Raw genomic sequence first — 13,439 nt, 5'->3', positions numbered from 1 at the left:
GGGAATGTTGTTTTTTTAAAGAGTGACAGAGTCTTCATGAAATCGAATTAAATTTCTGCCTTCATCTTTAGCTTTATACATTGCAGCATCCGCCCATTTCATCAGGTCAATTTGACTGGAGCTATCTTTAACAAATACAACTGCTCCAATACTAGCAGTGCATCCATGTTCTATTACTTTATCCTTTTGCCCAAATTGGGTGACGGTAAGTAAGTATGGCTCAGCTAATACGTTTAGTATTTTTTCAGCAATCAATTTAGTTTCTGAAATTGATTCTGCCTCGTCTAAGCTTAGCTCACTCAGTATTACAACGAACTCGTCTCCACCAAGGCGTGCAACAGTATCAACTTCTCTAATGCAGCCCTTTACGCGATTGGCAACTTCTATCAATAGCAAATCCCCTGCTTGATGTCCGTGATTATCATTAATGGGTTTAAAATTGTCTAAGTCTAGGAACATCACTGCTCCGTAATATCCGCTACGCTTACTGGTTGCAATAGCCTTGGTTAATCTGTCATCTAACAGACGCCGATTTGGCAGTTGGGTCAGCGCATCATAGAAAGCAAAATTGCGCACTTGCTCTTCCATATTCTTGCGTTCAGTAATGTCAGTATGGGTTCCACACATGCGAGTAGCCCGCTGGTCGGCATCCCACGAAACTACTTGCCCTTGATCAAGTACCCACCTGTATTCACCATTTTTGGTACGCATGCGGTACTCAAGTGCATGAATTTTTTTAACACCGTCAATATTATCGCGAACTGATTGCCATACCATTTCACGATCTTCGGGATGAATAAAATCCACCCATTGCTTTACTGTCAGTTCAATATCACTTGATTGATAGCCTAGCATTTCTGCACAACGCTCATTCCTAGTCACAATGTTGTTTTTGATATCCCAATCCCAAAATCCAAGCTGACTGGCTTTTAAGACTAATTGCAATCGTTGCTCACTTGCATGTAATGCTTCTTCCGATTTTTTATACTCATTAACTTCAATCAGTGTGGCTTGCGCCGCTTTTAATGCCTCATAGGCTAGTAAGCGCCCTTGAACTTCTTTATGGTATTGAGATGGAGAAGGCAATTTAAGAACCTGCGGTGTAATATAAACTAGGGTTATTGCTGTCACTGCTGATAGTGCTGCTGTGAGGCCTTTCATACTCGCATCTATCCAATAAATCGGATTCCATAAAACCACAATGCCTAGCAAATGTGTAGTACCGCATGAAAGAATAAAGGCGCTAAACAGCAAGTAAATACCACGAAATTTTAAGTCTTTTCTTCGCCAGGCAATGTAAGTTAAGGTGAATGGAATTGAGTAGTAAGCAAGCACAATTGTGGCATCGGAAACTACATAGAACCATAGAAGACTCGGCGACCAGTTAATACAATAGCCATGTGGCAGCAAATTGCTAGCATTAAGTAATGTCGACATGATTAATTTCCAAAAACAAAGTTATCACTAGTATGGTTAAAATCTGTTGTTTGAAACGTTATTAACTTCAGTCATTAGCGTCTATTTCTGATCATTCTTTTGCCACTAAGAATCTTCATCCAACTTTAATAGATATTGGAAAGACATGGTAAGGATAGGCGGGTGAATTAATTTAAATTATATGTGAAAATTATTTAAATTTTATGTATATATAGCATTATTTTGGCAGTTTTTATAAAAAATTAGGGACATAACTAAAGTAGCGCAAGTTAATTGCAAGAGTGACTTGCTTGTCTGAAAGCGCTCAAGAAACTTGCATAATTAAAAGCGCGCTATAACACGCTTAATGCATTATTAAAGGATGTTTGAATGGATTTGTTTGATGGTATCGAAACAAACAAATTAGAAATTTCTAATGAAGCCTTTTTGCTAAAAGGTTACGCACTAGCAAATGAAGTGGCATTATTGAAAGATCTGACGCAAGTACTCAGCCAAGCGCCATTGCGACACATGGTGACAAAAAATGGTTTTGCAATTTCTGCGGCTATGACTAATTGTGGCGCGCTAGGTTGGGTGAGTGACCGCCAAGGTTATCGCTATGATAGCAAAGACCCGATTACTGATAATCATTGGCCTTTGATGCCAGAAAGTTTTCAGCAACTTGCAATTTCCTCTGCTGAGAATGCAGGGTTTGTTGGTTTCCAACCCGATGCTTGTTTAATCAATCAGTATCAAGTGGGTACAAGCATGGGTCTGCATCAGGATAAAAATGAGTTGGATTTTAACCAGCCAATTGTGAGCGTTTCATTGGGAATCCCTGCTGTATTTAAATTTTGCGGCTTAACGCGTACGGACAAAACCCTCAAAATCCCTTTAGCGCATGGGGATGTTGTTGTTTGGGGCGGTCAATCACGGCTAAATTTTCACGCAATAGCGCCACTGAAAATGAATACGCACCCTATTTTGGGTGCGTATAGGTACAACCTTACTTTTCGAAAAGCCGGTTAAGTTATAGTTTTAGCGCAGCTTTGATGCGTTTAAATGTTTGCGTCACAATGTTGCCATCAAGTTGGTAATGTTTATGCAATGCTTGTTTTACTTCCCAAGTGATTTTCACACCCGCTGGAAAAGTTACTAAATCACCCTTACCAAACGTAACAGTTGTGCCGCAGCAGGTCGTCACGACGCATTCACCTTCCAAAATATAAGCAATTTCTTGCTCTGGGAATGTCCATGGAAAAGTAGAAACTTCTTTTTGCCAAGTTGGCCATTTACTCACGTTAAGCGTATCAAGTTTTGATTGCGCTGGATTCTGTTCAACGGTGATTTCTTTTAATGGCGTTTGTTTCATGATGGGTTCTTAATGAATTAGAGATGCGCTATTTTAACGTATCGCAGGCAAATGATGATTGTTTAGTAACATAAGTAGTAAAATAGTCGTTTTGTATCAGCAATTATTTTATATGCGCATTAGTTTACAAGAAGCCGCAGCAAGGCTTCAAAATGGCGAAGTTGTGGCGATTCCTACCGAAACCGTATACGGCTTAGCGGCGGATGCGACGAATGATATTGCGTTGCAGAAAATATTCACAACTAAGCAGCGCCCTGCTGACCATCCGCTGATCGTGCATATTGGCGATATTAGCCAAGTTGCCGAGTGGGCCACAGACTTCCCAGAAGTTGCAGTTAAGCTGGCTAAAACCTTTTGGCCCGGTGCGCTTACCTTGATATTGCCAGCAAAGAATGATGTTTCACCAGTGGTGCGAGCTGGCGAGCCAACTATTGCGCTACGTGTGCCAAATCATCCTTTAACTTTAGAGCTGCTAAGAATAAGTAAATTAAGTGTTGCCGCACCATCTGCCAATAAATTTACACAACTTAGTCCAACTACGGCGGCTCACGTAGAGGAGGGTTTGGGTGATAATATTCCTGTGTTAGATGGCGGTGCATGCCAAGTAGGCATTGAATCAACTATTGTGAGTGTTACAACTGATGGGCAATGGCAACTACTACGTCCGGGTATGATTAGCGAAGCCGATATTGCTAAAATAGCAGGTCAGCCGCAGCGTAAAACGGTAGTTGAACAGTCGATGGATAAAGCAAATACGGTAGCCTTAACCCCTAAAGCGCCTGGCCAACATGCATTGCATTACTCACCACGCACACCCATGTTGTTATTTAAAGATCGAGCTACTTTAATTGAAACTTCTGTGCAATTAATAAATACAGGCAAAACTTGTGTTGCTTTAATCATTGGCGATGGCATTAAGCCTAGTTGTTACATTAGCCAGTTAGCTAATCAACCAAGAGAAGTGGCTGCGCAACTATATGGCGCTTTGCATCAACTAGATTCCTTAAAAGTTGACAGTTTATTAGTTGAATTGCCGCCAGATACTCCAGAATGGGCTGCGGTGTTGGATAGATTAAGTCGCGCTGGTTTTAGTAAAGCCAATTAGAGTAGTAAAGTAATAGGCTAAAGCATAAAAGTCTAACGTATGTGTATGATTTGGGTTTGCAATAAATACGGAAATTTTTAAAGGATTCACAGTATGACGAAAAAATTAAATCAATTGATTATCGTGGCAAGCTTAGTTGCATTGCCATCATGTAGCTCTATTAACCTTAATCCATTTAGCAGCAATGAGCAAGAGCACTCAGCCACGCCACAAAATGCAATTGCTTACAAATGTGATGAAGGCAAACAATTTTATGTGCGTATGCTAAATAACGGCAAAGATGCTTGGTTGATTTACCCTGATCATGAAGTGAATCTCACTAAAACTGACAACAATCGCTATACCAGTGGCCTCATTACATTGTCGACTAACGGTGATGCAACAACCTTAACCGACGGTGAAAAAATCGCCTACACTGGTTGCAAGCCGCAGATTAAAAAGTAAATTAACGAGATTAATTAGCGCTTGCCTACAGCAATAAAAGGGCGTAATTTAACTATTCATCTTTGAACTCTTTGTATACCTATAGAGGTTTCACCATGGATAATAAATACGGTTTGGGTAGTACCAAGGTGGCTACCGAACAGCACGAAGCGAATCATAAAACGCCTATTGAGACTGCTAAGCATTGTAAGTTTTGCGGAAGTGTGGATTTGGTATTAAGCCCTACCATGCACGACCATCGCTGTGCGCAATGCGGTGAATTACAAAACGATGTGCCGCAAGGCTATTCATCTGGAAGAAGTAGTGATTTTTAGGCTTAAATCCAACTTGTATGTCTAAGGTCAAAGACAAGTCTTGTATTTTTTCTCAAAACATATAAATAAAGCAAAATAAACGGCTAAAAGTGCGAATTTATAACGATTTAATTCGCTAAAAGTTTTATAATCTTGCGTACAAAAATACCCTTTCCATTAAACAACTCCAAAAGAGAAGATAAATGTCTACACAAAATGCTGATATTGGCCTAGTTGGCCTTGCTGTTATGGGCCAAAACTTGGCTCTGAATATTGCCGATCATGGCTATACCATTGCGGTTTACAACCGTGATTCTAAAAAAATGGTGAACTTCATTGAAGAATGTAAAAAAAATGAGCCTTCACACGAACGTGTTGTAGGTCATGCTGATTTAGCATCATTTGTTTTAAGCATTAAACGTCCACGTAAAATTATTTTGTTAGTTAAAGCTGGTAGCGCAACAGACGTTACGATTAACGCTTTATTACCTTTCTTAGAGCAGGGCGACATCATTATTGATGGCGGTAACTCATTGTGGACAGATACGATCCGTCGTGAAAAAGAATTGGCTGTTAAAGGCATTGATTTCATCGGTTCTGGCGTTTCAGGTGGTGAAACTGGCGCACGTTTCGGTCCATCATTAATGCCATCAGGCACACGTAAAGCTTGGGCGAGTTTAGAGCCAATTTGGCGCGATATTGCAGCTAAAGTTGACGCTGTTACAGGCGAACCTATGGAAGGTGGTACACCTGGTAAGCCAGTTGTTGGCGGTTTCTCATGTGCTGAGTACATTGGTCCAGATGGCGCTGGTCACTACGTAAAAATGGTGCACAACGGTATTGAATATATCGACATGCAATTGATTTGCGAAGCTTACTGGTTAATGAAAAACTTGCTTGGCATGCCAGCAAATGAAATTGGTAAAGTATTTGAAGAGTGGAACAAAGGCGAATTATCAAGCTTCTTGATTGAAATTACTGCTGATATTCTGCAACAAAAAGACCCAATGGGCCCTGGCTTCTTGGTAGACAAGATTCTAGATACTGCTGGTCAAAAAGGTACAGGTCAATGGACTGCAGCGAACGCGCTTGAATTAGGTGCACCAGCTAACGCGATTGCAGCAGCAGTTTACGCACGTGCGCTTTCAAGCTTAAAAGAAGAGCGTGTTGAAGCTAGCAAAATCTTAAAAGGCCCAGAAATTAAAGTTGAAGGCGACAAAAAAGCGATTATCGACGCGATTAAAAATGCTTTATATTGTTCAAAAATCTGTGCTTACGCGCAAGGTTTCCAATTGATTGATAAAGCACAAGTGGCTTACAATTGGAAATTGAACTTCGGTGAAATTGCTCAAATTTGGCGCGGTGGTTGTATCATCCGCGCACGTTTCTTGCAAAAGATTACTGATGCGTATGCATTGAATTCACGTTTGAAAAACTTGATGTTAGATCCATACTTCACACAAGCCATGAATGATGGTCAAGCAGGCTGGCGTAAAGTGATTGCCTTGGCAGTCACAAACGGTATTCCAGCACAAGGTTTTGCGGCGGCGATGGCTTATTATGATGGTTACCGTAGTGCGGTATTGCCAGCTAACTTGTTACAAGGTCAACGTGACTACTTCGGCGCACATACTTATGAGCGTACTGACAAACCACGTGGCGAGTTCTTCCATTTGGATTGGCCAGAAGCTGGTCGTCCACAATTAGAAATCTAAAATTTAGACTCTAATAAATAAGTAATTTAGCAATGTAAAAAAGGGCAGATTTTCTGCCCTTTTTTATTGTTTAGCAATTCGCGAGTTTTTGCTAGTTTTTGGAAAGATGCCGTGTGTTTTTTAGGCTGAGTAATATACTAATGCCCAGCACTGCAATGACCACCGCTAGTGAAACGGCAACTGGAATTTTAAACCATTCCACAATCAGCATTTTAGTACCGACAAACATGAGTACAACGGCCAGGCCATATTTGAGTAAGTGAAATCTATCTGCCATGTCTGCCAATAAAAAGTACAGCGCACGTAGGCCTAGAATAGCAAAGATGTTGGAAGTAAATACGATAAAGGGGTCGCTAGTAATAGCAAAAATGGCAGGAATACTGTCCATTGCAAAAATTACATCTGAAAACTCGACAAGGACTAAAACTAAAAACATAGGCGTGAACCAGCGTACGCCATTTTTAGTTATCCAGAATCTGTCACCATGATAACTATCGGTGATACGCAAGTGTCGGCGAAGCCATTTGAGCAACGGATTTTGCGCTAGATTTGGTTCTTGGTCTGCAAAAATAAACATTTTGATGCCAGTGATAAATAAAAAGGCGCCAAACACATAAAGTACCCAATGAAACTCGGCAATCAGCCATGCGCCAAGCAGTATCATTAGTGCTCGCAGCACAATCGCTCCTAATACACCGTAAACTAACACGCGCTTTTGAAATTCAATTGGCACGGCAAAGTAGGAAAACAACATGACGAAAACAAAAATATTGTCCATTGCTAAAGTTTTTTCTAACAAGTAGCCCGTGAGATACTCCATTACCTTGGCATCGGCTATCTCTCGACCAGAGGTGTGGTCTAACCAAGCCCACAAGGCGCCACCAAATAATAGCGCTAACGAAAACCAAATGAATGACCAAGCTAGCGCTTCTTTAGCGCTGACTTTATGTGCACCTTTGCGGCCTAATGCGAACATGTCTATAGACAACATAGACACCACAAACATGCCAAAACCTGACCACATCCACCATGTTGCAATTGATTGCATTTCAGCCATTGGTTTTATTGTCTTTCTTCTTTAATTTAATATTAATCAATCTAGGTTTTTTGATCTAAACCTTTGAATCTTACTGCTCGTTATCTATTAACTCATCTTCATCCAAATGAGCCGTCCATTCACGCCAGACTGCCCATACCACTGACAGCACGATTGGTCCGATAAATAGCCCTACTAAGCCAAAAGCGAGTAACCCCCCTAGTACGCCAAACAGCACTAATAAAAATGGTATTGGGCTAATACTGCTAATAAATAACGGTCTGAGTACATTATCAAGTTGGCTAACGATAGCAGCTCCCCAAATCCATACGCCAATAGCTGCGCTAGTTTCGCCTTGCAACAATAATAATAGTCCTGCCGCGCCCCATGCTAATGGTGTGCCGAATGGAATTAGCGCTAATATCATGGTTAATACGCCAAACATTACTGGTGATGATAATCCCGCGACCCAGTATCCAAGCCCAGCTACAATCCCTTGGACTAAAGCGGTAAGTAAAATTCCATAGACTACAGCGCGAGTAGTGGTGCCAGCAGCATGTAGATAATCATGAGCATTGGCACCGATAAATCGTTCCAACACGTGCCGTAATTCGCGCATAATACGTGTGCCATCACGAAAAAAGAAAAATAAAATCACGACAACAAATATCATTTTCGCCAAACTTTTGCCTAATCCACCCGCTACCATGCTCAGGTCAGCTTTGTGCTCAGCAAGCCATGTTTTAACGATTAGTGAAGCGCCATGCGGATTAGCAGTTAAGTGAGCATGCTGTTGCATTAGCCAATCACCAATCCAAGGTAACTGGCGTAATGTTTCAGGTACAGGCGGTGGATTAGCTAAAAATGTTTGAAGCGCAGGTAATAAATGCCCAAGTTCTAATTGCGCCAGCCAGATTAGCCAGATTAAAGGTAAAAATAGTGTAAGCCCTAATAATGTTGTGGCTAAAAGTGCTGCAAAGGTATCTTTATTAGTGCACCAGCGTCGAATTTTCTCAGCCAATGGCCATGATGCATACGCCAAAACGCCTGCCCATGCGATAGGAGCCAGAAACGGAGCAATGACCATAGAGGCCAGCGTGATTAGGCCGCCTAATGCGAGCCATGGCACTATACGGCGACTAAACGTTGTTTTGGCGTTAAGCATTGATTAAACCACTTCTACTTTTACGCAATATTCCGCAATGCATCAATGCGCTCAGATAAGTCTGGATGGCTTGAAAATAAACGTTTGAAACCTTTAGAACCTTGACCAGAAATGCCAAAAGCAGCCATTTGTTTTGGTAAAGCATTAGGCTCATGTTCTGCTTGCAAACGTTCCAAAGCAGCAATCATTTTTTTAGCACTCGATAGTTTTGCCGCCCCTGCATCTGCACGAAACTCGCGTTGACGTGAGAACCACATCACAATAATCGATGCCAATATGCCCAGTAATAGTTCTGCAATGATCATTGTGACAAAGAACGCAGGACCGGTACCCTTTTCCGTTTTAAAGACGATTTTATCTACTGCATAGCCAATGACGCGTGACAAAAACATTACAAAGGTGTTGATCACACCTTGAATTAAAGTGAGCGTGACCATGTCGCCATTCGCAATGTGCGAAACTTCGTGGGCAAGAACCGCTTCAGCCTCATCTTTGCTCATTTTGTTGAGTAAGCCGCTTGATACAGCGACTAAAGAACTATTTTTAGTCATCCCAGTTGCAAAAGCGTTTACTTCAGGTGAGTTAAATACCGCTACTTCTGGCATTTTAATCCCAACCATATCGGCTTGTGCGCGCACCGTTTTAATCAACCAAACTTCAGTAGGCGTGCGGGCTTCTTCAATCACTACCGCGCCAGACATGCGCTTGGCAGACCACTTAGACATAGCCAGCGAGATAAATGCACCACCAAAACCCATAATGGCGGCAAATGCCAATAAGTTGCCTAAATCTAAACCGTTAGCATTGAGATATGGTTCTACCCCAAGAATGCGCATGGTTACTGAAAGTACTAACATAATGGCAAGGTTGGTGGCTAGGAAATAAATAATACGTTTCATTGCGAACTCCAAAACATCAAAATTGAGCAGTAAGTCTCATCTTTAGTTTGCTCAAGCTAAAGTAAATAGTTAAGTTTGTTTAATCATCTGTGGCTGATGGAATCGGAGCGGAGTCGTAAGTATGCTCACGTAGCTTCTCCAGTCTTCTGCTTAGTGTGCGTGAGCAGCGGTCACTCGCGCGGTCTATCGCCACATATAAATCAGCTTCGGTATCTTCTATCACAATGTTACTGTGACCAGCCAATACCAAATTAATTTGACATCTTTTATCGATCCCACCACGCGGCCCATTGATGTCCGCTAAGCTAATGCGAGCATGCATAACATGCCCATCATTTCTATCAAGCGCAAACTGCATGCGACGTGTGGCGTAGTCCCGAATCCCATCGGTTAATGAAAAACCATTTGTTTGAATATCAAGTTGCATCTTAATCTCCTAAATTAGCATTAACGTTTGCATATAGTAGGGGATTTAACACATCGTAAAAATAAAGATTATACTGATGAACAATTCGTAAAAAACTGATGATTAGCTGATTATGTTGAACTACAAACAACTGAATTATTTTTGGCAAGTGGCGCGTGCTGGCAGCATTGCCCGCGCTAGTGAGCAACTTGATTTAACACCGCAAACCCTTAGCGGCCAAATAGGTTTGCTAGAAACTTCCTTGGAGGCGACATTGTTTAAGCGCGTTGGCCGTGGCTTGGAACTGACTGAAACAGGCCGTTTAGCATTATCTTATGCTGATGAGATATTTGAAATAGGCGCAGAGATGGAGCAAGCGCTAATTGGCGGAACCGTAAAGCAAATAGCTACTTTTCGTGTGGGCATTGCTGATGTGATGCCTAAATCAATTGTTTACAACTTACTCGCGCCTGCGATGGCACTTAATGAGCCGATAAAAATCATTTGCAGAGAAGATAAGTTAGATAAGTTGCTCGGTGATTTAGCCATACACCGATTAGATTTAGTCTTGTCTGACAGACCTATGCCAGAACAATTAGATATAAAAGCTGATAACCATAAACTAGGTGAATGTGGTATCAGCTTTTTTGCTACGCCATCACTCGCAGCTAAGTATAGCAAAGGCTTTCCAGCTAGCTTAAATCACGCGCCATTATTAGTACCTAGCCTAGATACGGCAATGCGAGGCAGATTAATGCGCTGGTTTAATACGGAGCGTATACGCCCGCAAATTGTTGGAGAGTTTGACGATAGCGCTTTAATGAAGGCTTTCGGTCAAGCGGGGATTGGTATTTTTATGGCACCATCAGTCATCGCGTCTGAAATTACTCGGCAATATGGGGTCGTTGAACTTGGTAAAACTGAAGAGGTGCAAGATTATTACTACGCCATTTCAGTTGAACGGCGTTTTGATCATCCAGCCGTCGCGGCAATCCGCGATACGGCTAAACAAACGCTTTTTACAAATTAAAATACTTTTTTCGATTACATTGTTCTGCTGAATAGATTTAGCGCTAATTGATAGCATAGCATTGCAGTTTGCGCGTCGTAGCGTTCATCACCATCACGCATAAAGGCGTGTTGCGCATTGAATTCATGCCAAGTAAATGTGAGGTTAGCTTCCGTTAATTTATTGTAGACCTGTGTTCGCCCAGCGGTTGGGATATGATTATCTTGCTTGCCCCAAATCATCAACAACTCTCCAGTTATATCGCTCAGGCGCTCCATGCTATGCTGACCTGGTTTATTGGGGATGGTCATTGAGTGTAAATCGGTTGCATAGAAACAAGCGGTACTTTTGATTTCTGGTTGTAGGGCAGCGCGGAAAGCTAAGTGACCACCTATACAAAAGCCCATTGCGCCAATGTTGCCGTCATACCAATCTTGTTGTTTGATGTAGGCAATCATTGCTTGGTTATCTGTGTCGTAACCTTGCACGTCTTTGGCAGCTTTGTCTGCATTGCCTTTGTCACGACCCGCATCGTCATACGCCAACACAGTACCAATAGGATTTAACTCATGAAATACTTCAGGAACCAACACCACATAACCATGACTAGCGATGATTTTAGCTGCGCTTTCAATCGGACCAGTTTGCTGAAAAATTTCTGAATAAAATAAAATGGTAGGAAATTTGTCGCCAGCGCTTGGTTTGCCGCCTACAGGGCGATGTATATAAGTGCGCATCACGCCTGTTGGGGTATTAATGTCTGCGATTTGGCTTTGAACTTTCATTGCTTACCTTCTAAATGATGGTGTAAAAAAATAATTTTGCTATTGTACAACGATGAAATTCATTAAGGTAAGGATGGTGCTGAATAACATTGTAATTTGAGAGGCTTACAAATTAATCATTTCATAATACATAGCCTTATATTTTTAATTCTGGACTAATTTCAAAGTACTATGAAATTAGTCGAGATAAGGTTTGCTATACAGGCTATTAATTTCGTAAAATGATGTTTTATATTGTAATTATTTTGCACAGCATAAATAATTACTTCTTGCTAAAGTTCACGCGATGTCTGTCACTATGCAACTCATTATTAATGGTAAACCACGCAGTTTTGATGCGCAAAACTTCACAGTAGCGCAATTGGTCGCTCATCTTAATTTAGAAGGCAAACGACTTGCCATTGAACGAAACGGTGAAATTGTTCCACGCAGCCAGTTTGCAGATACCGATTTGGCCGAGGGTGATAAGTTGGAAATAGTGGGCGCAGTAGGTGGCGGCTAGTGCTGACAGAAATATTCTGACAAGCCACACCAGATAGCTACGCTAACCACTCACCACCATGTTAAAAGGATACAAAAATTGTTAGATTTATTAAAAATTGCAGGTAAAAGCTATCAATCACGTTTGTTAGTGGGCACAGGTAAATATGCGGATTTTGCGCAGACTCGTGCGGCGATTGACGCCAGTGGTGCAGAAATTATCACGGTAGCAATACGCCGTACTAACATTGGCCAAAATGCTGGCGAGCCTTCTTTGCTAGATTTCTTACCGCCAGAAGAATTTACATATCTGCCAAATACTGCAGGTTGTTATTCCGCCGATGACGCAGTGCGTACATTGCGCCTTGCTAGAGAGTTGTTAGATGGCCACAAACTGGTTAAGTTAGAAGTGTTAGGCGACCCTAATACGCTTTACCCAAATATGATAGAAACACTTTCTGCGGCAAAAACATTGGTAAAAGATGGTTTTGACGTGATGGTGTATTGTTCTGATGACCCGATCATTGCCAAACAGTTAGAGGAAATTGGCTGTTGCGCGGTGATGCCATTGGCGTCTTTGATTGGTTCTGGCATGGGCATCTTAAACCCATGGAATCTACAAATTATTATTGCCAATGCGCAAATTCCAGTACTAGTGGATGCTGGCGTAGGAACGGCTTCTGATGCAGCGATTGCTATGGAGTTGGGTTGCCAAGGTGTATTGATGAATACCGCGATTGCCGCAGCGCGCGACCCTGTTTTAATGGCCTCAGCCATGAACAAAGCTGTGAAAGCTGGACGTGAAGCTTATTTAGCTGGTCGTATGCCTAAAAAGTTATACTCCGCCAGCCCAAGCTCACCTTCTGAAGGCTTGATGACAAAATGACCACGGATAAGCATTATGAATGCACCGTGACGGTTGAAACGGAGTTTCTTGAAGATCAATCAGATATTGCACGGAACCGTTACGCTTTTGCCTACCACGTTAAAATTGTGAATACAGGTAATGTTGCTGCGCAATTAATTAGCCGTCATTGGGTGATTAAAGAAGCGAATGGTGAACAGCAAGAAGTCAAAGGCTTAGGTGTGGTTGGCGCACAGCCTTTATTAAATCCTAAGGCGCATTTTGAATATACCAGTGGTACCGTATTAGGTACGCCTATGGGTGAAATGCATGGTACTTACCAAATGGTCGCGGATGACGGTACTCAATTTGATGTTGTGATTAATCCGTTTAAACTTAATATGCCTAGAGTTTTACATTAGTGTTGAATTCCCGTTTAGCCTCTAAAGCGATAATAATCAATTGATAAA

General features: G+C 41.7%; 16 protein-coding genes. 9 read left to right on the top strand and 7 right to left on the bottom strand.

The annotated features are described in order from the left end of the window. Positions 1-15: 15 nt before the first annotated feature. The gene (locus PSV17_RS05165) at positions 16-1,437 is read right to left on the bottom strand and encodes a sensor domain-containing diguanylate cyclase (RefSeq protein WP_300480280.1); all 1,422 of its coding nucleotides are present in this window, start codon (positions 1,435-1,437) and stop codon (positions 16-18) included. Positions 1,438-1,806: 369 nt separating this feature from the next. On the opposite strand from PSV17_RS05165, the gene alkB reads away from it, so the two are divergent. After that, positions 1,807-2,445 (top strand): DNA oxidative demethylase AlkB, encoded by a 639-nt coding sequence (alkB, locus tag PSV17_RS05160; protein ID WP_300480279.1) that lies wholly within the window; start codon positions 1,807-1,809, stop codon positions 2,443-2,445. Position 2,446: 1 nt separating this feature from the next. On the opposite strand, the gene PSV17_RS05155 is transcribed toward alkB, so the two are convergent. Further along, positions 2,447-2,788 (bottom strand): cupin domain-containing protein, encoded by a 342-nt coding sequence (locus PSV17_RS05155; RefSeq protein WP_300480277.1) that lies wholly within the window; start codon positions 2,786-2,788, stop codon positions 2,447-2,449. Positions 2,789-2,900: 112 nt separating this feature from the next. On the opposite strand from PSV17_RS05155, the gene PSV17_RS05150 reads away from it, so the two are divergent. The 4 genes from PSV17_RS05150 to gndA all read left to right on the top strand — a co-directional run bounded on the left by PSV17_RS05150 (position 2,901) and on the right by gndA (position 6,345). Further along, on the top strand, positions 2,901-3,893 hold the full coding sequence (locus PSV17_RS05150) for an L-threonylcarbamoyladenylate synthase (RefSeq protein ID WP_300480275.1): 993 nt from the start codon (positions 2,901-2,903) through the stop codon (positions 3,891-3,893). Positions 3,894-3,986: 93 nt separating this feature from the next. Next, positions 3,987-4,337 carry a hypothetical protein gene (locus tag PSV17_RS05145; protein WP_300480273.1) on the top strand — a complete coding sequence of 117 codons (351 nt, stop codon included), beginning with the start codon at positions 3,987-3,989 and terminating at the stop codon, positions 4,335-4,337. A gap of 95 nt (positions 4,338-4,432) precedes the next feature. Next, positions 4,433-4,651: a hypothetical protein gene (locus tag PSV17_RS05140; protein ID WP_300480271.1), complete on the top strand. Its 219-nt coding sequence runs from the start codon at positions 4,433-4,435 to the stop codon at positions 4,649-4,651. Between the two features lie 182 nt (positions 4,652-4,833). After that, positions 4,834-6,345 (top strand): NADP-dependent phosphogluconate dehydrogenase, encoded by a 1,512-nt coding sequence (gene gndA, locus PSV17_RS05135; protein ID WP_300480269.1) that lies wholly within the window; start codon positions 4,834-4,836, stop codon positions 6,343-6,345. 91 nt (positions 6,346-6,436) lie between these two features. Here gndA and PSV17_RS05130 read toward each other — a convergent pair whose 3' ends face one another. The 4 genes from PSV17_RS05130 to PSV17_RS05115 all read right to left on the bottom strand — a co-directional run bounded on the left by PSV17_RS05130 (position 6,437) and on the right by PSV17_RS05115 (position 9,872). Then, on the bottom strand, positions 6,437-7,402 hold the full coding sequence (locus PSV17_RS05130) for a TerC family protein (protein WP_300480267.1): 966 nt from the start codon (positions 7,400-7,402) through the stop codon (positions 6,437-6,439). Between the two features lie 70 nt (positions 7,403-7,472). Beyond that, complete coding sequence (locus PSV17_RS05125; RefSeq protein WP_300480265.1) at positions 7,473-8,546, bottom strand: AI-2E family transporter; 1,074 nt, start codon at positions 8,544-8,546, stop codon at positions 7,473-7,475. A 20-nt stretch (positions 8,547-8,566) separates the two neighbouring features. Next, positions 8,567-9,445, bottom strand: coding sequence for a protease HtpX (gene htpX / locus PSV17_RS05120; protein WP_300480264.1), 879 nt, complete (start codon positions 9,443-9,445; stop codon positions 8,567-8,569). A 79-nt stretch (positions 9,446-9,524) separates the two neighbouring features. Next, positions 9,525-9,872 (bottom strand): HPF/RaiA family ribosome-associated protein, encoded by a 348-nt coding sequence (locus tag PSV17_RS05115; RefSeq protein ID WP_300480263.1) that lies wholly within the window; start codon positions 9,870-9,872, stop codon positions 9,525-9,527. A 112-nt stretch (positions 9,873-9,984) separates the two neighbouring features. On the opposite strand from PSV17_RS05115, the gene nhaR reads away from it, so the two are divergent. Continuing rightward, positions 9,985-10,881 (top strand): transcriptional activator NhaR, encoded by an 897-nt coding sequence (nhaR, locus tag PSV17_RS05110; protein ID WP_300480261.1) that lies wholly within the window; start codon positions 9,985-9,987, stop codon positions 10,879-10,881. A gap of 14 nt (positions 10,882-10,895) precedes the next feature. Here nhaR and PSV17_RS05105 read toward each other — a convergent pair whose 3' ends face one another. Beyond that, a complete protein-coding gene (locus PSV17_RS05105; RefSeq protein WP_300480259.1) occupies positions 10,896-11,645 on the bottom strand; it encodes a dienelactone hydrolase family protein in 750 nt (249 codons plus the stop codon). A gap of 298 nt (positions 11,646-11,943) precedes the next feature. Here PSV17_RS05105 and thiS point away from each other — a divergent pair, with 298 nt between their 5' ends. The 3 genes from thiS to apaG all read left to right on the top strand — a co-directional run bounded on the left by thiS (position 11,944) and on the right by apaG (position 13,391). Beyond that, entirely contained in the window at positions 11,944-12,147 is a 204-nt protein-coding gene (gene thiS / locus PSV17_RS05100; protein ID WP_300480416.1) for a sulfur carrier protein ThiS, read from the top strand. Between the two features lie 78 nt (positions 12,148-12,225). Further along, positions 12,226-13,011, top strand: coding sequence for a thiazole synthase (locus PSV17_RS05095; protein WP_300480257.1), 786 nt, complete (start codon positions 12,226-12,228; stop codon positions 13,009-13,011). Next, on the top strand, positions 13,008-13,391 hold the full coding sequence (gene apaG, locus PSV17_RS05090) for a Co2+/Mg2+ efflux protein ApaG (protein WP_300480255.1): 384 nt from the start codon (positions 13,008-13,010) through the stop codon (positions 13,389-13,391). The genes PSV17_RS05095 and apaG overlap by 4 nt, the downstream gene beginning before the upstream one ends. Positions 13,392-13,439: the final 48 nt, after the last annotated feature.

Origin of the sequence: Methylotenera sp., from assembly GCF_029946165.1 — a bacterium.
Taxonomy (GTDB): Bacteria; Pseudomonadota; Gammaproteobacteria; order Burkholderiales; family Methylophilaceae; genus Methylotenera.
This window is presented reverse-complemented; position numbering and strand designations above follow the sequence as displayed.

What these genes read in the sequence shown, in the direction of transcription:
- apaG (WP_300480255.1), top strand. Translation starts at nt 13,008, where the DNA reads ATGACCACGGATAAGCATTATGAATGCACCGTGACGGTTGAAACGGAG.
- PSV17_RS05150 (WP_300480275.1), top strand. Translation starts at nt 2,901, where the DNA reads ATGCGCATTAGTTTACAAGAAGCCGCAGCAAGGCTTCAAAATGGCGAA.
- PSV17_RS05155 (WP_300480277.1), bottom strand. Translation starts at nt 2,788, where the DNA reads ATGAAACAAACGCCATTAAAAGAAATCACCGTTGAACAGAATCCAGCG.
- alkB (WP_300480279.1), top strand. Translation starts at nt 1,807, where the DNA reads ATGGATTTGTTTGATGGTATCGAAACAAACAAATTAGAAATTTCTAAT.
- PSV17_RS05145 (WP_300480273.1), top strand. Translation starts at nt 3,987, where the DNA reads ATGACGAAAAAATTAAATCAATTGATTATCGTGGCAAGCTTAGTTGCA.
- thiS (WP_300480416.1), top strand. Translation starts at nt 11,944, where the DNA reads ATGCAACTCATTATTAATGGTAAACCACGCAGTTTTGATGCGCAAAAC.
- PSV17_RS05165 (WP_300480280.1), bottom strand. Translation starts at nt 1,437, where the DNA reads ATGTCGACATTACTTAATGCTAGCAATTTGCTGCCACATGGCTATTGT.
- nhaR (WP_300480261.1), top strand. Translation starts at nt 9,985, where the DNA reads ATGTTGAACTACAAACAACTGAATTATTTTTGGCAAGTGGCGCGTGCT.
- PSV17_RS05105 (WP_300480259.1), bottom strand. Translation starts at nt 11,645, where the DNA reads ATGAAAGTTCAAAGCCAAATCGCAGACATTAATACCCCAACAGGCGTG.
- gndA (WP_300480269.1), top strand. Translation starts at nt 4,834, where the DNA reads ATGTCTACACAAAATGCTGATATTGGCCTAGTTGGCCTTGCTGTTATG.
- htpX (WP_300480264.1), bottom strand. Translation starts at nt 9,445, where the DNA reads ATGAAACGTATTATTTATTTCCTAGCCACCAACCTTGCCATTATGTTA.
- PSV17_RS05140 (WP_300480271.1), top strand. Translation starts at nt 4,433, where the DNA reads ATGGATAATAAATACGGTTTGGGTAGTACCAAGGTGGCTACCGAACAG.
- PSV17_RS05115 (WP_300480263.1), bottom strand. Translation starts at nt 9,872, where the DNA reads ATGCAACTTGATATTCAAACAAATGGTTTTTCATTAACCGATGGGATT.
- PSV17_RS05130 (WP_300480267.1), bottom strand. Translation starts at nt 7,402, where the DNA reads ATGGCTGAAATGCAATCAATTGCAACATGGTGGATGTGGTCAGGTTTT.
- PSV17_RS05125 (WP_300480265.1), bottom strand. Translation starts at nt 8,546, where the DNA reads ATGCTTAACGCCAAAACAACGTTTAGTCGCCGTATAGTGCCATGGCTC.